Annotated in this window: 16 protein-coding genes, 3 tRNA genes, 1 pseudogene and 1 riboswitch; of the genes and pseudogenes, 8 read left to right on the plus strand and 12 right to left on the minus strand. The window is 66.7% G+C overall.

Annotated elements, in window-relative coordinates:
• Window positions 1-65: 65 nt before the first annotated feature.
• The 3 genes from O1A05_RS02385 to O1A05_RS02395 form a co-directional block, all read right to left on the minus strand.
• Window positions 66-138, minus strand: a tRNA-Phe gene (locus O1A05_RS02385).
• A 62-nt stretch (window positions 139-200) separates the two neighbouring features.
• Window positions 201-274, minus strand: a tRNA-Asp gene (locus O1A05_RS02390).
• A 106-nt stretch (window positions 275-380) separates the two neighbouring features.
• A tRNA-Glu gene (locus O1A05_RS02395) sits at window positions 381-453 on the minus strand.
• Between the two features lie 88 nt (window positions 454-541).
• On the opposite strand from O1A05_RS02395, the gene O1A05_RS02400 reads away from it, so the two are divergent.
• From O1A05_RS02400 to O1A05_RS02410, 3 genes are all read left to right on the plus strand, one after another.
• The gene (locus O1A05_RS02400; protein ID WP_270106500.1) at window positions 542-919 is read left to right on the plus strand and encodes a metallopeptidase family protein; all 378 of its coding nucleotides are present in this window, start codon (window positions 542-544) and stop codon (window positions 917-919) included.
• Between the two features lie 283 nt (window positions 920-1,202).
• A complete protein-coding gene (locus O1A05_RS02405; RefSeq protein WP_270106501.1) occupies window positions 1,203-2,936 on the plus strand; it encodes a C40 family peptidase in 1,734 nt (577 codons plus the stop codon).
• A 458-nt stretch (window positions 2,937-3,394) separates the two neighbouring features.
• The gene (locus tag O1A05_RS02410; protein ID WP_270106502.1) at window positions 3,395-5,161 is read left to right on the plus strand and encodes an HNH endonuclease signature motif containing protein; all 1,767 of its coding nucleotides are present in this window, start codon (window positions 3,395-3,397) and stop codon (window positions 5,159-5,161) included.
• A gap of 60 nt (window positions 5,162-5,221) precedes the next feature.
• On the opposite strand, the gene O1A05_RS02415 is transcribed toward O1A05_RS02410, so the two are convergent.
• From O1A05_RS02415 to O1A05_RS02430, 4 genes are all read right to left on the minus strand, one after another.
• A complete protein-coding gene (locus O1A05_RS02415) occupies window positions 5,222-6,214 on the minus strand; it encodes a universal stress protein (protein ID WP_333481999.1) in 993 nt (330 codons plus the stop codon).
• A gap of 69 nt (window positions 6,215-6,283) precedes the next feature.
• Window positions 6,284-7,111, minus strand: coding sequence for a spermidine synthase (locus tag O1A05_RS02420; protein WP_270106503.1), 828 nt, complete (start codon window positions 7,109-7,111; stop codon window positions 6,284-6,286).
• Window positions 7,105-7,722, minus strand: coding sequence for a GNAT family N-acetyltransferase (locus O1A05_RS02425; protein ID WP_270106504.1), 618 nt, complete (start codon window positions 7,720-7,722; stop codon window positions 7,105-7,107). The genes O1A05_RS02420 and O1A05_RS02425 overlap by 7 nt, the downstream gene beginning before the upstream one ends.
• 11 nt (window positions 7,723-7,733) lie before the next feature.
• Entirely contained in the window at window positions 7,734-8,081 is a 348-nt protein-coding gene (locus O1A05_RS02430; protein WP_270106505.1) for a thiamine-binding protein, read from the minus strand.
• A gap of 71 nt (window positions 8,082-8,152) precedes the next feature.
• Here O1A05_RS02430 and pta point away from each other — a divergent pair, with 71 nt between their 5' ends.
• Window positions 8,153-10,222, plus strand: a complete 2,070-nt coding sequence (gene pta / locus O1A05_RS02435) for a phosphate acetyltransferase (protein ID WP_270106506.1) — start codon at window positions 8,153-8,155, stop codon at window positions 10,220-10,222.
• Window positions 10,223-10,257: 35 nt separating this feature from the next.
• On the opposite strand, the gene O1A05_RS02440 is transcribed toward pta, so the two are convergent.
• The 3 genes from O1A05_RS02440 to O1A05_RS02450 all read right to left on the minus strand — a co-directional run bounded on the left by O1A05_RS02440 (window position 10,258) and on the right by O1A05_RS02450 (window position 12,704).
• Window positions 10,258-11,283, minus strand: a complete 1,026-nt coding sequence (locus tag O1A05_RS02440) for a universal stress protein (RefSeq protein WP_270106507.1) — start codon at window positions 11,281-11,283, stop codon at window positions 10,258-10,260.
• An 84-nt stretch (window positions 11,284-11,367) separates the two neighbouring features.
• Complete coding sequence (locus O1A05_RS02445; protein ID WP_270106508.1) at window positions 11,368-12,147, minus strand: anti-sigma factor; 780 nt, start codon at window positions 12,145-12,147, stop codon at window positions 11,368-11,370.
• Window positions 12,144-12,704, minus strand: a complete 561-nt coding sequence (locus tag O1A05_RS02450) for a sigma-70 family RNA polymerase sigma factor (protein WP_270106509.1) — start codon at window positions 12,702-12,704, stop codon at window positions 12,144-12,146. The genes O1A05_RS02445 and O1A05_RS02450 overlap by 4 nt, the downstream gene beginning before the upstream one ends.
• 219 nt (window positions 12,705-12,923) lie before the next feature.
• Here O1A05_RS02450 and O1A05_RS02455 point away from each other — a divergent pair, with 219 nt between their 5' ends.
• Window positions 12,924-13,400 (plus strand): DUF3817 domain-containing protein, encoded by a 477-nt coding sequence (locus tag O1A05_RS02455; protein ID WP_270106510.1) that lies wholly within the window; start codon window positions 12,924-12,926, stop codon window positions 13,398-13,400.
• Here O1A05_RS02455 and O1A05_RS02460 read toward each other — a convergent pair.
• Complete coding sequence (locus O1A05_RS02460) at window positions 13,343-14,788, minus strand: MFS transporter (protein ID WP_270106511.1); 1,446 nt, start codon at window positions 14,786-14,788, stop codon at window positions 13,343-13,345. The genes O1A05_RS02455 and O1A05_RS02460 overlap by 58 nt on opposite strands.
• A riboswitch (TPP riboswitch) is annotated at window positions 14,779-14,871 on the minus strand. (Overlaps the previous gene by 10 nt.)
• 87 nt (window positions 14,872-14,958) lie before the next feature.
• Here O1A05_RS02460 and O1A05_RS02465 point away from each other — a divergent pair.
• Both O1A05_RS02465 and O1A05_RS02470 read left to right on the plus strand, forming a co-directional pair.
• Window positions 14,959-16,113 carry an acetate/propionate family kinase gene (locus O1A05_RS02465; protein ID WP_270106512.1) on the plus strand — a complete coding sequence of 385 codons (1,155 nt, stop codon included), beginning with the start codon at window positions 14,959-14,961 and terminating at the stop codon, window positions 16,111-16,113.
• Between the two features lie 128 nt (window positions 16,114-16,241).
• A complete protein-coding gene (locus O1A05_RS02470) occupies window positions 16,242-17,549 on the plus strand; it encodes a DUF445 domain-containing protein (RefSeq protein ID WP_270106513.1) in 1,308 nt (435 codons plus the stop codon).
• A 219-nt stretch (window positions 17,550-17,768) separates the two neighbouring features.
• On the opposite strand, the pseudogene O1A05_RS02475 reads toward O1A05_RS02470, so the two are convergent.
• Window positions 17,769-18,776: pseudogene (locus O1A05_RS02475) on the minus strand (IS110 family transposase); the annotation flags it as partial.
• Between the two features lie 447 nt (window positions 18,777-19,223).
• Here O1A05_RS02475 and O1A05_RS02480 point away from each other — a divergent pair.
• Window positions 19,224-19,568 carry an Ltp family lipoprotein gene (locus tag O1A05_RS02480; RefSeq protein WP_333482000.1) on the plus strand — a complete coding sequence of 115 codons (345 nt, stop codon included), beginning with the start codon at window positions 19,224-19,226 and terminating at the stop codon, window positions 19,566-19,568.
• Window positions 19,569-19,582: the final 14 nt, after the last annotated feature.

The raw sequence follows: 19,582 nt of genomic DNA on the forward strand, positions 1-19,582 counted from the left end.
GCTCCGAAAGACCCGGGCACTAAAATGAAGAACCCCCGCGATGTAGAAGCTACGCGGGGGTTCAGTGGCTCCGACCGGCGTCGATCCGGTGACCTTTCGATTTTCAGTCGAACGCTCTACCAACTGAGCTACAGAGCCAAGATGCTCGGAAGCATCTCGTGGACAAAGAGCCCGTCCATCTGGACAGGCTCTCGCATCCGCGACCCTGACGGGACTTGAACCCGCGACCTCCGCCGTGACAGGGCGGCGCGCTAACCAACTGCGCTACAGGGCCTTGTTGCGGGAACTAACTCTACCAGAGTTTTTTCCCTCTCTTGACCACACTCGTTTCCGAGGATGACCGTCGCATTTCCAGCCCAAGGCTAGTGCCGCAAATGCAGTACCCCCAACGGGATTCGAACCCGTGCCGCCGCCGTGAAAGGGCGGTGTCCTAGGCCGCTAGACGATGGGGGCCTATCTTCCACGCGCCACCTTCCGTGAGGATTCACGGTTCAACAGTGCGAGGTTGACCTAGAAAATTGTAGAGGGAAGACTCGCCAATGTGCAAACCGCCGATGGCCACTGGCTTTCCGAGGAAGAATTCGACGCCGCCGTTCAGGACGCTCTGACCCGTCTGCCGCGGCGATTGCAGCGTCATATCGACAATGTCGTGGTGTTCGTGGCCGACGAATATGAACCAGAACCATGGGAGGCCCCCGACACGGAACTGCTCGGTCTCTACGAAGGGATCCCACTCACCGAACGGGGCAATGAGCCCTGGGCCATGCCCGATCAAATCACGATATTCCGGAATCCGCTGGAACGGATGTGCTCGACGCGCGAGGAACTCGTTGAGCAGATCACGGTGACCGTGGTGCACGAGGTGGCTCATTTCTTCGGCATCGACGACGACGAGTTACATCGCCTCGGGTGGGGCTAGCCCCGGGCCAGCCCACGCAAACTCACACCTCTCATCGGACGCGACACGCCACGTTTGCAACGGGTGTAACAAAATTACATCGTTGTTTTTTATGATACGGGGCTGACTTGTGTTGCTTTTGTGACAATTGTGCATCTATTCTCGTGTCTTGTGGAGCTCAACACAGCCTGAGCGTGATCTTCTCTTCACCTAAACGTGACGATCATGTGACGGCCCACCACCGCTGGTGATCCGGCCAGCACATCACTCACCCTCGAGCTCCGCAGTGAGAGGAACAACCGCTGTGAAAACTCGCCGCGTTGCAGGTGTTACCGCCGCCGTCGCCATCGTGACCGTGGGCGCTGTCACCGCTGCCGCCATGCCGAACCTGCTCCAGTCCGTGAACTCCAGCCAGCAGGCCGAAGACAAGACGGTGACCGAGCGCGCAACGATCCCGGCGAAGAACAAGGTCGCCGAGGCCAAAGCGGATGACGCCTCCCGCGACGAGATGGCGGGCGAACTCTACGCCGCCATCCAGCAGACCACCCGCCGTGCGCAGGAGATCGAGGCCAACGCCCAGCAGGCCAATGAGGACGCCCGCGTGGCTGCCGAAGCCGTGGCCCAGGCACGCAACACCGCCGAATCCGCACGCGATCACGCAACCGCTGCATCCGAATCCGCAGCGAGCGCCGATGAGGCCGCCGGCAACACCGCCGCCGATATGTACCGCAACGGCGGGACCACCGTCACCGACGTGATGTTCGGCGACGAGGACACGCTCTCCCGCGCCGCGACTGCCGATCAGATCGCCAACACCCAGGCCCAGACCGCGGAGGACACCGCCCGTCAGGCAGCCGAAGCGGAAGCATTGGCCGCCGAAGCCGAGCGCGCTGAGGCTGCCGAAGCAGAAGCGGCCCGCATCGAGGCCGAGCGTCAGGCGGAACTGCGCCGTCAGGCCGAGGCCGCCGAGCAGGCCCGCTTGGAGGCAGAGGCCGACCGAGCACAGCTGGTTGGCCTGTATGCAGAGCTGCACGATATTTCCGACGCCGAGGCCGAAGAGCGCGTTTCCGCCATCGAGGCATCGGACCTGGAGCAGGCACTGCAGGCGGCCATTGCCGACTCTGATGCTCGCGCCGCCGAAGAAGCCGTCAGCCCCTCACCGTCAAGCACCGAAGCCGCAGAGGCCCAGGAGCCGACCCCCACACCGACCCCGACTCCTACGCCTTCCGAGACGCCGAGCGCAACGGCCTCCGAGACCGCCACGGCCTCCCCCAGCTCATCGGCATCGCCGTCCGCATCTGCTAGCGCTTCGGCTTCGGCTTCCCCGAGCGCTTCTGCCACTCCGAGCGCCACGGCCACCCCGACCCCGTCAGCCAGCGCTTCGGCGTCGCCGTCAGCCACGCGCACCGCCACCCCGACACCGTCGCAGACCGCCACCCGTACGGCGACCCCCACTCCGACGCCGACCGCAACGCGCACCGCCACCCCCACGCCAACGCGCACTGCAACTCCGACGCCAACTCGGACCGCCACCCCGACGCCGACGCGCACTGCAACTCCGACGCCAACTCGGACCGCCACCCCGACGCCGACGCGCACTGCAACCCCTACGCCGACCCCGACGAAGACCCAGCAGGTCCAGACGGCGTCGAACTCCGGATGGGCAGGCACCGCCATCAACTGGGCCGTCAACAAGGCCAACCAGCCGGGCACTTACTACACCTGGGGCGGCAACGGCCCGTCCGGCTATGACTGCTCCGGGTTCACCCTGGGAGCCTTCCAGGCCGCCGGCAAGTCCCTGCCGCGCACCTCGACCACCCAGTTCCAGGCCGCCAAGCAGTATGTGCCGCTGAGCCAGCTGCAGCCTGGCGACCTGGTGTTCTGGAGCTCCAACGGCGGCTCCTCCATGTATCACGTCGCTCTGTACATCGGGAACGGCCAGATCGCGCACGCACGTAACCCCCAGATGGGCGTTTCCGTGACCGCGCTGAACTACGGCGGCATGGTGAACGTCCATCCCTACGCAGGTCGCTACTGACCGCGCCATCATCTACCCTCGGGAATCCGGGGTCCGGGGAAGTTCTCCGGATTCCCGAGGGGCTATACCGAACAGAGGCGGCACCCTAACGAAGGGATACCGCCTCTGTTTCTTTAACTTCTCTCGCCCCTCTCCCCCGATGTCCCCCATGACCGTTTTCTCGTTTCCCGTTCCCCATCGCCCCTCTTCTCCAGACGCCGGATCTCGCTCAGAGGTCCGGCGCTATTTTTGTCTCCACCTGCGCTCTACCTTCGCTGCAGCACGTCGGGGTCGCGAGCCGCACCCTTGTGGAGGAGCCATCTCCCGCACCATCCCGCGGCCCCATTTTTCGGGCACCCCAACTTATCCCCAACCTCGATCACCACTTCCCTTTAATCGATACCGTAACTAGACTTGGAACTAGAACACACGTCTCAGAAGCCTGAGGGGCTCAGACCGCAGGAAGGGGGAGCCGGGCCATGACCAGCACCGCATCGCCTTCCCTTTCTGCCTTGCCTGAACTCCTTGAATCCCTGGACGACCTTTCCACCGCCGATCTGACTGCCCTGCTTGAACAGGGCCTCACCACCCTGAGCCGGCGCGTCTCTTCTGCCCACGCCCATGACGAGTTCAGCCCGTTCCAGCGGGAGAAAACAGACGACCACCACGACTGGGGCACCTCGTTCCTGGCCAATGAACAAGGCCACTACACCACCGGTGGCAGGAACGCCGAAGACGCCATCACCTGCGCGGACCCGGCCGCGTCCCTGCCCGCCATCATCGAGCAAGCCGCTACCCTCGGTCGGCTGTGTGAGAACGTGGAAACCGCGTTAGCCGGGGTCGTTGGTCGGATCTTCCCCCTGCACGAACAACGCCTCGAACTCCTCGGACTCCCTACCGGGCGTCTCGCCTACAAAAACGCCGCAGACTACCTGCGATTTCACACCATGGTCGGATTCGGTGTGGCTCGACGTCGTGTTCAGACCGCGACCGCTGTCCACCCCGACACCACACTCACCAGCCTTACCGACGCTGCTGGCACCACGACCGAACCCCCGTTACCCGAAGTACACGACGCTGTTGTTGACGGAGAAATCACCCCACGAGCCACTCAAGCCATCATCGAGGCTCTCCAGGCGGTCGCGGAAGAAGCCCGCAGTGTGAGTACTGACCCAGAAGCGGTCGCCAAACTCATCAACGACGGCGAGAAAACCCTCATCGACGAGGCCCGGGAATTTGATGACAACGCCTTCGCCACGTATGCGGCCGGGTGGAAAGAACGCACCAGCACCCGGGTCAACCCCGACGGGCAAGCACCCGATGACAAATACGCGGAGAAAAAGCGGGGACTGCGTCGGATCGGGACCCGCGGCAAACTCAGCATCTGGCAATGCGCCACCGACCAAGCAGGCGACGAACTCTTACGCGCCCTGGTCCACGCGATGAACAACCCCCGGGCCACCCCCGGCTCCCACAGCGCAGAAACCAGCTCAACAGCCGACACCAGCTCAGGCACCGGTGCTGAAGCAACAGCCGACAACATTACGGGATCGACGCATGCGGTGGATGCTGCAGGGCACCCGGTCGAGAACCTGGATGAGCGCACCCCGGCGCAGAGAGCCCACGACGCCCTCATCGGAGTCCTCACCGCAGGATTGAAAGTCCCACACAACAAACTCCCAGACCAGGGCGGCACCCGGCCTCAAATGCTGGTCACCATCGACCTGACCCTGCTCCTGAGGATGATGCACCAGGGCGGTTTCGCGCCGAAGAACTTCGACCCGGCCTGGCTTGCTGATGGGACCCTACCCAGTTTCCAGCTCAGCCAGGGCTCTTACACCGGCCCGATCAGCCCCGCCGCCATCCGCCACCTACTCTGCGAAGCCGAGATCCTGCCCGTCGTCCTAGGCGGTGCAGGACAAGTGTTAGATGTCGGCACCAGTGAACGATTCTTCGATAAACACCTACGCAAAGCACTCGTCGCCCGCGACGGCGGCTGCGCCGCCCCCGGATGCACCACACCGGCACCCTGGTGCGAGGCCCACCACATCGACCCGGCCCGCAACCACGGCCCCACCTCCACCGCCAACGGGGTACTGCTATGCCACCACGATCACCGGTTAGCCGACCGAGGCGACTGGGACATCCACATCATCGATGACGTGCCCTGGTTCACCGCGCCACCCTACATCGACCCCGGCCAAGTACCGAGGCGCAACACTTACTGGCGACCCCAACGGGAGTAGGCCAGCGCGCGCAAAGAACGGGGAAGTCAACACTCGAGTAGAACGGGACAACCGCCCTACTTAGCCGTCGAACATCGGGCCGAACTCCGGCCGGGATTCCAGGCGCTTGTCCTTCGTGAACGGCACCACCATCACCGGGCCCTTGGCGTGGGCGATGATGCCCTGCGACGTCGAACCCAGCAGGGCGCCAGCGAAACCGCCGCGGCCCCGAGTGCCCACCACGGTGAGGCGGGCGTGCTCGGATTCGGCCACCATCACGTCCACCGGCACGCCGTCGATCACCTCGCCGGTGACGTTCAGGTCCGGCACCTGAGCCTTTAGCCAGGCCACCCCGGCGTCCATCTTCTCCTGCAGTTCATCCACCAGCGCGCGCTCGTCCACGGTGGACGGGAGCCACTCGACGGCCGACGACACGGGCGCCATGGCACACACCAGCCGCAGGTCGGCCCCGCGGCACCGGGCCTCCTCAGCGGCGCGCAGGATGGCCAGTCGGCCGCGCTCACCGCCGTCGGAACCCACCACCACGGGGGCGTTGTCCCCGGCGCGAGACTCTTCGGCGCCCAGGGGCACGAGCACCACCGGGCAGGAGGCATTCGACGGCAGGCTGCGCGACACCGAACCCACCAGCAACCCCATGAAACCGCCGCGCCCACGGGACCCGGCCACCAGCAAGTGCGCTTGGGATGAGTAGTCGGTGAGCACGGTAGCGGGGTCGCCGAGTTCGACACGGGTGCGGATTTCGACGTCGGTGGGACCGAGCTGCTCCACGGTGGCCGCCAGAATCTGCTGGGCACCTTCAGCCAGGGCGGAATCCTCCATGGAACCGTAGCCGGCGTCGAGCGCCACCGACGGGAAGATCGGCAGGGTGTAGGCCGAGACGAGCGTCAGCGGCAGATCGCGCCGCGTCGCTTCGCGCAGCGCCCAGACGGCGGCGGCCAGCGAGCGCTTGGACCCGTCCACCCCGACGACGACGCCGTGGGTTTGAGCGTGGCGGCGGGTGCGTTCCGCCTCGTTCTCGACGCGACGGGCGGGATCATGGAACATGCCGGTCATCTCAACCTCCCTGTACGGTGGGAACGAGGTGGCCCGCCCTGTGGCGGTGGGGCTGCCCCGTCCTGGTGGTCACAGTCTAGTGCGCCCCGGGCTCGGCGGGGAGACGTGGCGAAGTTGGGCCGGAACCGGGTCCGAGAGTAGTGCCCGGGTGAGCGCCGGTTCCCCGCCCAAGGCGGTGGAGGTGAGCGGCGCCTGGCTGCAGGCGAAGATGACGTTGCCGCGGCGGCGCCCCTTGAACATGGCGGGGTCGGCGATCGCCAGGACGTGGGCAAACACCTCCGCCAGCGCGGCCTGCTCCACCAGGGCGTCTGCCATGCCGGGCCCGCCACCGTAGTTCACCAGGTACACCCCGTGGGCGCCGAGCTGCCGGGCCGCGTGCTCTGCGGGTTGGATCCCGGTGAGATGAGCGGGGGTGGTGGGGCGACCGTCGTCGTCGTCGGCAAACACGTCGCGGATGATGACGTCGCGCGTGTCGGGATAGCCGGCGGCGAGCACCTCACCGGCCTCGGCCACGCGGATTTTCAGGGCCGGGGCGCGAGGGAGGCCGAAACGGTCGCGGGCCAGGGCGGCCAGACCGGCGTCATACTCGACGGCGACTTGGTGGGCTTTCGGGTACAGGGCGGTGACCCAGCGGGCCAGGGTGCAGCCGGCCGCCCCCAGGTGCAGGACCTTCAGGGCGGTGTCCGTGGTGAAGCGGTGCCCGATGACGGCGGCGATCCACCGCATGTACTCGAATCCGAGCACGGTGGGCTGATCGGGGTTCAGCTGCGAGGATTCCGCGCCGTTGAGGGTGAGCAACCAGCACCCCGGGGTGAAGGGGTCCTCGCTGATCTCGGCGGTGCCGGCGTCGATCGGGTACAGCCCGGGGACGATGTTGACCGGGGAATGCTTCACCATGAGCGGTCCCCGCGGCGCACCATGCGGATTTCGCGCAATCCAGCCCAGGGCCCGGTCATCTCGATGGGTTCACCGACCTGTTCGAATCCGTGCCGGGTATAGAACGCGATGGCGCGCGGGTTGTTTTCCAGCACGGTGAGCACGACGTCGGGTAGGGGTGGGTCGGGTATGGCTGGGTCGGGAGTGAGGCTCGGCGCCGCGTGGTTCAGGGCGGCGCGCAGCAGAGCGTCGGCCACCCCGGTGCCCTGAGCCTCCGCCAACACGTACAGGGTGGTCAGCTGGGCTGGTCCTGGCGCGCCTGGTTCGCCCAGCTCGCCAGTCTCGCCCGGATCGAGCGAGGCCATTCCGACCACGCGATCGGTGAGGTCTTCGGCCAGCCATATTCCGGTGCCGCGGTGCTGCAGCCCGGCCCAATGCTCGACCTGCTGTTCGAGGGTGGCCTCGGCGCGGTCGAAAAATTCGGCGTCGCGCAGCTCACCGTACGCCTCGCGCCAACTGGCCAGCTTCATCGCCAGCACGGCAGGTAGATCCGCGGGGTCGGCCGCACGCACGTAATACCGGGACTCCCCCGGGGTGCGCGGCTCACCGCGGCGTCGACGTCCGAACCTCACAGACCGGAACGTCACTGCCGCTCGGCCAGGGCTTGTTCCACCCGGGCAATCTTGTGCTCGATCTCACCGGTGCGACCAGGGCGAATGTCGGCCTTCAGCACCAGGGAAATCCGGGCGCCATAGGGGGCGACGGCGTCGACAGCGTTCTTCACCACCGCCATCACCTCGTCCCACTCCCCCTCGATCTCGGTGAACATCGAGGACGTGCGGTGGTCCAGCCCGGAGCCGCGCACCACCTCGACGGCCGCGGCCACCGCGTGGCTCACCGACCCCTCAGCGGTGCCGTCGGCAGAACCGGAGGCAGCATCGGGGCCCGCGGAGCCCTGGCCGGACACAGAAACAGAGAATGCAACGATCATTCCCCCAGTGTGCCTGATCGGATGTCCCCGGTAACACTGTCGAGCCCCGGGTGACACCTATAGTGGAACGCATGGGTCAGGGAATCTTTGTTGCCACCACCACCGCCGGGGCCGGAAAGTCGCTGGTCAGCCTCGGATTGGCGGACTCGCTGTACAAACGCTCCGGATCGATCGGTTACTTCCGGCCTGTGGTGCCCGGCGACGACGTCGACAGTGACCCGATGGTGCTGCTGATGCGCGAGCAGTTTCGGCTCAGCGCGGAGCTGGCACGCGGTGGGATGACCGCCGCCGAAGCCCGGTCCCTGATGACGGCGGGCCGGCACGAGGAGATCCAGGAACGCAGCGTCGCCCTCTACGAGCAGATCAGCGCCGACTGCGACGTCGTCGTGGTGGAGGGAACCGACCTGGTGACTGCCGAATCCGCGGCCGAAGTGGAGCTGAACGCGGAGCTGGCACGGAATCTGAACGCCGCGGTGGTGGCGGTGGTGCCCGCGGTCGGACTCGACCCGGCCGAGACTGCCGACGCGGTAGACCTGACCCGGCACACCCTCGACGACGCCGGGGTGGACCTGCTCTCCGTGATCGTCAATCGCGCCGATCCGGCCAGGATCGAGGAGATCTCGCAGGCGATCCGCCCGGGCAAGCACCGCCGCACCGTCTACGTGCTCCCCGAGCTGGCCGAGCTGAGCCTGCCCTCGGTGGCGGAAATTGCGGACGCACTGAAACTGCAGCAGGTGGCCGGTTCCGAGCACCTGGACCGCGATGTCTCCGAAGTGAAAGCCGTGTCGATGGAGGGCGGAAACTTCCTGCAGATCCTGCGGGAGGGGGCGCTGGTGATCGTGTCCGGTGACCGCTCCGATGCGGTGCTGGCCACGATAGCGTCGTCGCTGACACCGGAGTTCCCGGTGCCGGCGGGCATGATTCTCACCAACGGGATCGAGCCGAACCTACATATTCAGCGGCTGTACGCCCACGCCCCATTCCCGGTGTTCATCTCCTTTGCAGACACGTTTGGCACCGCCCAGCAGGTGGCGTCGGTGCGCTCGGAGCTCTCCTCCGCGCAGCCCCGCAAAACCGCCGCCGCCCTGGGGGCCTGGCATCAGCGGGTGAACGCCGATGAGCTGCTCAGCCGGATCGAGCTGAGCCGACCCACCCGGGTGACCCCGCTGCGGTTCCTGCACCAGTTGATTTCCCGAGCCGGGGCTGATCGGAAGCGCATCGTGCTGCCCGAGGGCGAGGACCCCCGGATTCTGCGCGCGGCGGAGATTCTGCGCCGTCGTGACGTGTGTGACCTAGTGGTGCTCGGTGACCTGGCGCGGGTGCGGGAGGTCGCCGCTCAGGAGGGTGTGGACCTGACCGGGCTCGAGCTGGTGGATCCGGCCGATGCCCTGAACCGCGAGCGCTACGCGGAAGAGTATGCCCGGTTGCGCGCGCACCGCGGGGTGGATCTGGATCGGGCACGCGAGGTGATGGTCGAGGGTGCGTATTTCGGCACCATGATGGTGCAGCTGGGCGACGCCGACGGCATGGTGTCGGGGGCGGCCCACACGACGGCGAACACGATCCGCCCGGCGCTGGAGTTCGTCAAGACCCGCCCCGGGGTATCGATCGTCTCCTCCGTCTTCTTCATGCTGTTGCCGGACCGGGCGCTGGTGTACGGCGACTGCGCGGTGAACCCGGATCCGAATGCGGAACAACTGGCGGATATTGCGTATGCGTCGTCACTGACGGCCGCCCAGTTCGGCGTCGACCCGCGGGTGGCGATGCTGTCGTACTCAACGGGCGCCTCCGGATCGGGCGAGGCGGTGGACAAGGTGCGCGAGGCCACCGAGCTGGTGCGCACCCAGCACCCGGAGCTGAAGGTGGACGGGCCGCTGCAGTACGACGCCGCCGTGTCTGCTTCGGTGGCAGCGTCGAAGATGCCGGGGTCCGAGGTGGCCGGGCAGGCCACGGTGTTTATCTTCCCGGACCTCAACACCGGCAACAACACCTATAAGGCGGTGCAGCAGTCATCGGGTGCGGTGGCGGTGGGCCCGGTGTTGCAGGGGTTGAACAAGCCCGTCAACGACCTCTCCCGCGGCTGCACGGTGGACGACATCGTGAACACGGTCGCGATCACCGCCCTTCAGGCACAGGGCTGAACAAGGGTGAACTAGCTGGGCTGGGCTGGGCAGGTTCAGCCTTCTCGGGTGTGCGGGACCACCAGCACCGGCGCATCGGTGCGGTTGAGCAGCGACTGACTCACGGAACCCAGCAGCAGTCCGGCGAATCCGCCGCGGCCACGGGTGCCCACCACGACGAGCGGTGCGGTGGCCGAAGCCGCCCCCAGGGCGGTGGCGGGGGCGGCGTCGAAAAACCGCCAACGCACCGGAACCGAGGTTTTCTCGGCGACTTTGCCCGCAATGAGTTCCAGCCGATCCGCGAAATCGCGGCGCATCTGCGGCACCTGCGCCCCGTAGATCGGCGAGACCGGACCCCAGGCGGTGGCGGAGAACCGGTGTGCGGCCACCAGCGTGAGGGTGTGACCCAGCTGCGCGGCGTACTCCGCGGCCACCAGGGCCAGGGTGATCGGTTCGGCCTGCAAGTCAATCCCGACGGCCACGCTGCCGGAGAAGTCCATCATCTTCTCGACGTCGTCGCCGGCATCCGCGGAGGCGTGGGCGCCGCGGGCCAGTCCGTCTCCGCGCTCGGCCGCGGCTGCATCGAGTGCGGCTTTCAGATCTTCGCTGAGCAGGTCTGCCGCCGAACTGGGCTCTGCGTCGTCGTGGGGTCCAGTGTGTCCCGGGATCACCAGGGTGGGGCACTGCCCGTGGGCGGCCACCGAGGAGGACACGCTTCCCATGAACCGGCCCGAAATCCGGCCGCGACCGCGCTGACCCACCACGGTGAGATCGGCGGTGGCGGAGGCTTCGATCAGAGCCTTGGCAGCATCGCCCTCCACCACGGTGGTGGTGACCCGGCGTTCTTCGTCCTCGCTGAGCCCGGCCGAGGCGACCGTCTCATCGAGGGCGGCCCGGGCCAGGGTACGGGCGTCTCCGGCCCGGGAGGCAGAGGCGGCCGCGGGGGTGTACCCATAGCCGGGCTCCGTATAGGCGGCGACCGCTTGCAGGGCGGCGTTGCGGCCCCGGGCCAGGGTCAGGGCATGGTCGAAGGCGTGCAGACTGTTCTCGGATCCGTCAATTCCCACCACAATGTGTCCCATGTCACCAGTCTACTCACCGGGGCGGTTTCGGCCAGGGGTGGTCAGGGCTCGCCGGGGCTGGGCTGATCAGGGTGTTGTTGGGGCTTAGCTGGACTGCGTCTCGACGGCGAGGATCGGATCGGTGGTGGGCTGCTCCGAACCGCCTGCGGGCTCCACCGTCAGCGCCACGACCGCACCGGCCGGCACGCCGTCCAGCGGCATGAGCACGCGCCCGTCGTGAATCTCCACCAGACCGTGCGAGGCCGGGGCGTCGTCGCCGTCGATGGTCCACAACTGATAAGCGCGGGCCTCTCCGGGGCTGGGCACGGCCTGCCCGGTGAGCACCCCGGCGCCGTCCGAGCCGAGCGCAATCTCGAGGGTGCCCTGCTCGGGGAGCTCGGCGGTGAAGTGCTGGGCGTCCGGGTCCTGGAGCACCTGCTCGAGGGCGGTGTACTGATCCTGTTCGGTGATGGAATCCTGATTGAGCGCGGTGATCCCCCACCAGCCGCCGATGGCCAGGCAGACCGCGGCCGCGGCGGCCAGCGCCCAGCCCCAGCGGCGGGACTGAGGTGCGGACTGATCTGCGGGCTCGACGTGGGACTGTTCTGCGGAGGATATCGCGCCGAGGACCGACTCGCGCAGGGATGCGGGCGGCTCCACGGCCAAGGATCCGGCGAGCCGATCGGTGACCCGCTGAAGCTCGTCCGCCTCGGCCCGCAACTCCGAGTCCCGGGCAAGCACCCGTTCCACCAGGGCGCGCTCCTCGGGGTCGACGGCGTCCACCGCCCAGGCGCCCAGCAATGCGGCAGCACGCTCGCGCTCGTCGCGCTCGTCGTACTGGTCATGCTGGTCGTGCTGGTCGTGCTGGTCATCGCGGCCGATCATCGTTTCACCCCCAAACAGGTTGCCAAGCGTTTCAGTGCGGTGCGGATGCGGGACTTCACGGTGCCCTCCGGCGTGCCGGATTCCTGAGCCACCTCGCGGTAGCTGTGCCCCTGGTAGTAGGCCAGCTGCACGGCCTCGCGTTCGGGCGCGCTCAGCCCCTCGAGACAGCGGCGCACCGCGGCGGCGTCGTCGCCCATCACCACCATCTCCTCCACCTCCGCGACCACCGGCACCGCACTGCGGACCCCCTCGGCGTGATCCCTACGCCGCTGCGCCTGCACGGAACGCACGACGTCGACGGAACGCCGGTGGCTCATCGTCGACGCCCAGCCCAGCACGGAGCCGCGCGCCGGATCGAACCGGTCGGCGGTACGCCACACCGCGAGCAGCACCTCCTGCGCAGTTTCCTCCGCCAGGCTGCGATCGCGCAGCACCCGCAGCGCCACACCGAACACCACCGGGGCCAGATGATCGTAGAGCGCCCGGAACGCGTCCTGGTTGCCGTCGGCGCACTGCGCCAACAGCTCCCGGAGTCGCTCGTTCACGGGGTCGCTCATCCTCTCACCCTAGTGCAGTGCACCACCGGTACTGTCATCAGGGGTTCGGAGCCGAAGCAAAACCGGATGAGTCCGGATGAGTCGGGGCCAGTACAGCCGGGTTCTGGCTCTGCGCGAACAGGGGCGGGATCGATGCGAGCGCGCAAACCCCGGAACCGTAGACTTGCCGGGACGTCACAGCACCGCCGCTATACCGTCGCCGCACCGATGAGGAGTCCCGTGTTTCGCACGCCGCACACCCTGTTCCGCACCCTAGCCATCGCCGAGGCGGGCTCCTGGACCTTGCTGATCGCGGGGCTGATTCTGCGCGCGAGCCTGGGATGGGACCTCGCGGTCACCCTCGGCGGCGGCATTCACGGTTTCGTGTTCCTCTCCTATGCGACCACCGCGGTACTGGTTTCCAAAAACCTGCGCTGGAGCCCGAAGGTATCCGTGCTGGCGATCGGCAGCGCCGTCGTCCCCTACGCCACAGTGCCCATGGAACGGTGGCTGACCCGACGCGGACTGCTCGACGGCGCGTGGCGGCGCACCGCCACCGAGGATCCGCGCGACCGCACGTGGCATGACCGATTGATGCGAGTCGTGCTCACCCACCCGGTGCTCAGCGGTGTGGTGGCCCTGGCCGCGGTGGTGGTGGTCTACGTGGTGTTGCTGATGCTGGGCTCACCCCTGGACGCCATCCGCGGCGAAGGCTGAGCAGCCGGTCCAGCCAGTCCAGCACTGCGATAGGCGACGGCATCGAGATCATCGTCCAGCTCGCCCGGTCCCAGCCGCGGCCCGAGTGCGGCACCGATCATCAGCAACACCCCGCCCAGACTCAACAGCGCCATCACCGATCCGTGGCGGCCCAGCAGCGGCTCCAGCCACGGCAGGTAAAACGGGTACAGCGCCGGCAGCACCAACGAGAGACTGTAGCCGGCACCGTACCCGGTGGAGCGCACCGCAGTGGGGAACCGCTCGGACAGATACGCAGCCACCGGCCCATACGCCGACACGGTGACTACCTGCAGCACGGCCGCCCCGGCCGCCGCCATTTCCCACGATGCAGCGTGCACGGTGAGCCACCACAGTCCCGGCCCGACCACGGCTGCCACCGCGCCCCAGCACAGGAACAGGGTGCGCCGACCCACCCCGGTGGAGAGGTGCCCGGCCACCGCCATCACGATCGCCTGCGCCACCGAGGCCAGCCCCATCACCACGGGCACCGCCGTCGGGTTCAGCCCCGAATCGGTAGACAATCGCTCCGTGAGCAACAGCACCGTGGTGTCGGTGAGCAGCCAGAGCCCGGTCATCATCACGAACACCTGCCAAAAAGCACCCGCCCACCGGCCCATTAGCAGCGCCCGCATCCCGGTTCTCCCGGTGTTCGGCGCCGTGCCCTGGTTCCCCGTCTCCGTAGCGCGCACCTGATGAGCGTGGCGGTGGAACACCGGGGCATCCACCACATGACGGCGGTAGTAAATCAGCATCCCGATGGACAGTCCGGCACCGATGCCGAACAGCAGCCGCCACCCCCACGCTGCGTACTGGTCCGGGCCGAGCACCGCGAGCAGCCCCGCCACCGAAAACGCAATCGTGGCCTGCGCCCAGGGCGCCATCGACAGAATCAGGCCGCTCATTAGTCCGCGACGCCGCCCCGACGACCACTCCATGGCCAGCGGAATCGCGGCAGAATATTCACCCGCCACAAAAATGCCGCCGATAAACCGCAGCGCCAGAATCAGCGCCACCGTGCCCGGGCCGAGTAGCTCGTGGGTGGGCATCACCGCGATGGCGAGCGCGCAGGCTGCGGTACCGGCGATGGCGATCCGGGTGGTGCGGGTGCGGCCGAGCCGGTCGGAAATCCGACCGAAAATGATCCCGCCGAGGGGCCGGCCCAGCAGCATGGCCACCATAATCAGCGCGCCGGTGGAGGCTGCGGCCCCGGGGCCGGCGAGCACCAGCATGGCCGGGGCCAGCGCCGTCACGGGGAGAAAGACGTGGATATTGTCGATCCCATTACCCACCACCCCCGCGCGCAGGGCCGGGTGCGATAGCCCCGGGTCAGAAACCGGGGCAGAAACGGGGTCAGAAACGGAAGTCATGCGGACATCCCTTCGCTAGTTCGAGCTAGATCAGGTTCCACGGGTGTGATCTCAGCGCCCTTCGCGCACCCCGTGTCCGCGGCCCAGTGTAGCGCAGCGCTTCCCGCCCTACACTGGTGCCAGACACCCACCCGGCCCGGCCGGTCCGCCCGACCCCCTCAAGGAGCGCCATGCTGATTCTCGTCATCAATTCCGGTTCGTCGTCGTTGAAATACCAGCTGCGTGAGCTCACCGACGACGGCGTCGATACGGCAGAACCGGTGGTGGGGAAGGGACTCATCGAACGCATCGGCCAGCCCGGATCCGCTATCACCGACCACGCCCAGGCCCTCGAGCACGTCGCCGCCGAACTGGAGGACGTGCTGGACGGACGCAGCATCGACGCCGCGGGCCACCGGGTGGTGCACGGCGGCGAACGCTTCTCGGCCCCGGCCCTGGTGACGCCCGAAGTGATTCGCGCTATCGACCGGCTGGCCCCGTTGGCCCCACTGCACAACCCTCCGGCGGCGCAGGGGCTGCGCGCCCTGAGCGCCCAGTGGCCGGACCTGCCGCAGGTGGTGGTGTTCGATACCTCGTTCCACCAGACCATGCCGAGGCAGGCCTGGCAGTACGCCGTGCCCACCACGTGGTACACCGACTACGGGATCCGCCGCTACGGGTTCCACGGCACCAGCCACGACCTGGTGACCGGGCTGACCGCCGAGCACCTGAACATTCCCCGCGAGGAGTTCCGCGGGATCATCCTGCACCTGGGCAACGGTGCCTCGGCGACGGCGATCCGCGACGGGCGCTCCGTGGACACCTCCATGGGATACACGCCGCTGGCCGGGCTGGTGATGGGCACCCGATCGGGTGACCTGGACCCCTCGATCGTCGCGCACCTGTGCAGCGCGCACGGCTACACGGTGGAGGAGATCGATCGGGTGCTGAACCAGGAATCCGGGCTGCTGGGCATGACCGGGCACACGGATATGCGGCAGGTGCTGGAGGCAGCGGAGTCCGGCGACCGGGAGGCCGAGGCCGGGTTGCAGGTGGCGTCTTATCGGCTGGCGAAGTACATCGGTGGTTACCATGTGGCGGTCGACGGCGCGCAGGCGATCGTGTTTACCGCCGGCATTGGGGAGAACGCCGCACCGTTCCGCGCCCGGGTGCTGGATCGTCTCGGCGCCCTGGGCGTGGAGTACAGTGCGGAGGCGAATACGCAGCGCTCGGATGCGGTGCGTACCATTTCCACGCCAGAGTCCCGGATCCCCGTCGTCGTCGCGCCCACCGATGAGGAGCAAGCCATTGCCGCCGCCACCGTGGAGCTCGCTCTGCGCCGGTAAAAGTGAGGTAAAAGTGAGGTAAAAGTGCCCTGCATCACAACATAGGGCGGAATGTCTGCATCACCGAGCCTCCGCCCGGACCCGGGGCGTACCCGCGCCCACACCCGCCCGGCCACTATCCTGGACGCATGACCCTCACCCCCGCGTCGCCCGCCACGGGTTCTCCCGCGCCTGCCCTTGCCTCCGGCGCCGCCGTCACCGATGAGCAGCGCGCCGCCGCCCTGAAGCGGATGAAACTCGTCGCCACCTCGGTCCTCGTCGTCCTCGCCGTGATTTTCGTGATCGCCTTCATCTACGAGGACCGTTACCCGTGGCTGGGGTACGTGCGCGCGGGCGCGGAGGGCGGCATGGTGGGCGCCCTGGCCGACTGGTTCGCCGTCACCGCTCTGTTCCGCCACCCGATGGGCCTGCCCATCCCGCACACCGCCATCATTCCGCGGAAGAAAGACCAGCTCGGCGAGTCTTTAGGATCGTTCTTCCAGCAGAATTTCCTGGAATCCGAGGTGATGGATGAGCGCCTCTCCAGCCTGCGCCTCGCCGAGAAGGTGGGCGGCTGGTTGTCTACCGAGGAGAACTCGACGCGGGTGGGCGCCGAGGCCGCACAGGCCGCCTCCGGGGTGCTGCGTGCGACCGACGACGACGTCGTCCAGGATGTGATCTCCACCCTGGTCCGCGATCACGTGGTGGCCCCCGAATGGTCGCCCACCCTGTCTGCATTGCTGCAAAATGTGATCGACGCCGGCCACCACCGCCCCGCTTTCGAGCTGGCCCTGGACCGCGCCACCGACTGGGTGCGGGCCAATCAGGATCTGTTCATTTCCGCGGTGCGTTCCCGGTCCCCGCAGTGGATTCCCGACGTCGTGGACCGCAAACTCGGCGAGCGTATCCACACCGAGGCACTGAATTACCTGCGCGCGGTGAAGCGTGATGAGCACCATGAGCTACGCCGCTCCGTAGACACCTGGTTGCACGGTTTCGCCGCGGATCTGACCGACGACGCCGACCTGCGCGCCAAGGTGGAGGAGCTGAAGGTCTCTCTCTTTAACGATCCGCGCCTGGCCGAGCTGGCCTCGCAGGCCTGGGCGACGGCGAAGGCTGGACTGTTGGAGCAGTTGGCCAGCCCAACCTCGGACCTGCACCACGCCCTGGTCAGCGCGATCCGCGATCTGGGCGTGCGCCTGCAGACCGACGCCCAACTGGCCGAGCGCGTCGACACCATGGTGCAACAGGCAGCACACTGGGCGGCCAACAACTACGGCCCCGTGCTGGTCGACATCATCGGCGAGACCATCCACCGCTGGGACGGCAAACAGGCCGCTCGCACCATCGAGCTCTTCGCCGGTCGCGACCTGCAGTTCATCCGCATCAATGGCTCCATCGTCGGCGCCCTGGCCGGGGTGACCATCTACACGCTGGCCCACCTGCTCCTGGGGTAGCCCCGCTTATCGTGATGCTCCTATATGGTGTCAAAGCGTTTGTAGGAGGTACTTTCGGTACTGCTTTGTGAAGTGATCATCTCGGCTTTGGCCGCGTTCGATCCGGGAGATCTTCCCCGGCGAAGTATCGAAGTGATCAGCGACCTGTGTCAGGGTCAAATGTTGCTGATGCCGCAGTGGGCGAAGGTCGTCTGAGGGCGGGACTTGATCAGGGTCAAGAATCAATGTGTAGACCTCGTTAGCCACATATCTCTTCAGACATCGCATGATCTCCCTGGTTCCCTTTCCCTCAGCGGTGCGGCGTTCAACATAGCGACGAGTACGTTCATCGTTGCCCATCCTGACCATCACGATCCGGTGCAACGCCCAATTCGCTTGCCGATCCCCGCCTCGGTTGAGGCGGTGACGCTGTGTCTTACCGGAAGAAGCCGAGATCGGACTCACACCACACAATGCTGCGAAAGCAGCCTTGGACTTGACCCGTTCCGGATTAGCCCCGGCAGTGACAAGTAACTGGGCCGCGGTGATCGTACCGATCGCTCGAGCCTGAGTGAGCTCCGGAGCCACCCGAACCGTCAGCACCTCCAGCTCCTCGACCGCCTGATCAATTTCCTCACCGAGGTATTCATAGCGCCGCGCCAATCGACGCAACACCCGCTTCAGCGTCTGATCTGATTGCGGACGACTAGCGGCCAGTACCTCGATGAGTTCCTCATCAGACAAGTACCGGTAAGCCTCTCGTACCCGGGCTGGTGCGGTGGTGAGGAAGTCCTTGATCTGGACCATGGCCACGTTGCGGGCCTTAATGGCACTGCTGCGGGCTCGGAGTGTGACCCTGATCTGCTCGACCTCGCCATCCAGCAGCTTCGGGATCGGCAGGTCGTCGTTAGCTGCGACGCTCCGGGCCGCCGCATAAGCATCGATGGGGTCGGACTTGCCGTTGCGGCGGGCTGCCCGGCTGGGGCGGATGACTTCTCGCACCACGATCCGCTCGGCCCGCAGATAGGCGGTGAGCCCGGCCCCATACGAGGCAGTTCCCTCCACACCGATACGTTGGACCGTCCCGAACTCACCCACGAAAGCCAAGAGCTGCTGGTAACCGAGAACCGTGGTGGGGAACTCGGTGTCACCGAGTCGGCGTCCCAACCCGTCGATCACGGCTACGTGGTGTGTCTCGGCATGGGTATCAACCCCGGCGTATACATCCAGTGCGGAACTTGCCATGATGGAACTGCCTTTCTCGTTGTGTTCAACCTTGGGAAGGCTCCGGCCGGACGGGCAGACAAGACATTGACGAGGCCGGGACCACCAGGCTCCTATGAGGTCATGTCCGTCCGGCTGGATCACCTCCATGTAAGGCCCCTGTATCCGGTGGGCAGATCACGAGCGGGAAACAGCGGTTCAGTCCTAGTGCTGGGCCACACCGGAGGCCTTATGATCCCATCCTCCTCGCCAGACACCGCGATGTCAGTCCCACTCTCAGAGTCCTTTCGAGGCGGCGGGGCCGGTGGACACATCACGATCAAGACACATGCTGGTCAGTCCGAGTGGGAGTCACACCGACGAACCCGCGCCCTTACCATCTTCAATGTCCGTCCTCGCGGCTAGGTTGTGAGTGATCGCCGAAGCGATCACTCACTCTCCACCTCTCGCTTCCCGAGACTCGCACGAAGGATGGCATCATGTCAGGCCGAGGCTGAAGCAGCCGCAGAGGCGGAAGCCAACGCCGGTACCGTGAGCCAGCAAAATGCCCTGCGTTCCGCCGAGAGCTACCTGGACTTTATGCCTTTTTCCCGCAGCGGGCTGATCGATCAGCTGGAGTTCGAGAATTTCTCCACCGCGGATGCCACGTGGGCCGTCGACCAAGTCACCGTGGACTGGAACGAGCAGGCCGCGAAAGCTGCCGAAAATTACCTGGATGTCACGGGATTCTCGCGCCAGGGGCTGATCGACCAGCTCGTTTTCGAGGGGTACACCCAGGAGCAGGCAGTCTATGGGGTCAACCAAACTGGGCTCTGAGGCTTTATCCGCTG

Source organism: Citricoccus sp. NR2, from assembly GCF_027594385.1.
Lineage (GTDB): Bacteria > Actinomycetota > Actinomycetes > Actinomycetales > Micrococcaceae > CmP2.

Coding starts and splice junctions, on each gene's coding strand:
- O1A05_RS02410 (WP_270106502.1), top strand. CDS start 3,395: ATGACCAGCACCGCATCGCCTTCCCTTTCTGCCTTGCCTGAACTCCTT.
- O1A05_RS02460 (WP_270106511.1), bottom strand. CDS start 14,788: ATGACTTCCGTTTCTGACCCCGTTTCTGCCCCGGTTTCTGACCCGGGG.
- O1A05_RS02480 (WP_333482000.1), top strand. CDS start 19,224: ATGGCATCATGTCAGGCCGAGGCTGAAGCAGCCGCAGAGGCGGAAGCC.
- O1A05_RS02415 (WP_333481999.1), bottom strand. CDS start 6,214: ATGACCGGCATGTTCCATGATCCCGCCCGTCGCGTCGAGAACGAGGCG.
- pta (WP_270106506.1), top strand. CDS start 8,153: ATGGGTCAGGGAATCTTTGTTGCCACCACCACCGCCGGGGCCGGAAAG.
- O1A05_RS02445 (WP_270106508.1), bottom strand. CDS start 12,147: ATGATCGGCCGCGATGACCAGCACGACCAGCACGACCAGCATGACCAG.
- O1A05_RS02465 (WP_270106512.1), top strand. CDS start 14,959: ATGCTGATTCTCGTCATCAATTCCGGTTCGTCGTCGTTGAAATACCAG.
- O1A05_RS02450 (WP_270106509.1), bottom strand. CDS start 12,704: ATGAGCGACCCCGTGAACGAGCGACTCCGGGAGCTGTTGGCGCAGTGC.
- O1A05_RS02430 (WP_270106505.1), bottom strand. CDS start 8,081: ATGATCGTTGCATTCTCTGTTTCTGTGTCCGGCCAGGGCTCCGCGGGC.
- O1A05_RS02470 (WP_270106513.1), top strand. CDS start 16,242: ATGACCCTCACCCCCGCGTCGCCCGCCACGGGTTCTCCCGCGCCTGCC.
- O1A05_RS02420 (WP_270106503.1), bottom strand. CDS start 7,111: ATGGTGAAGCATTCCCCGGTCAACATCGTCCCCGGGCTGTACCCGATC.
- O1A05_RS02440 (WP_270106507.1), bottom strand. CDS start 11,283: ATGGGACACATTGTGGTGGGAATTGACGGATCCGAGAACAGTCTGCAC.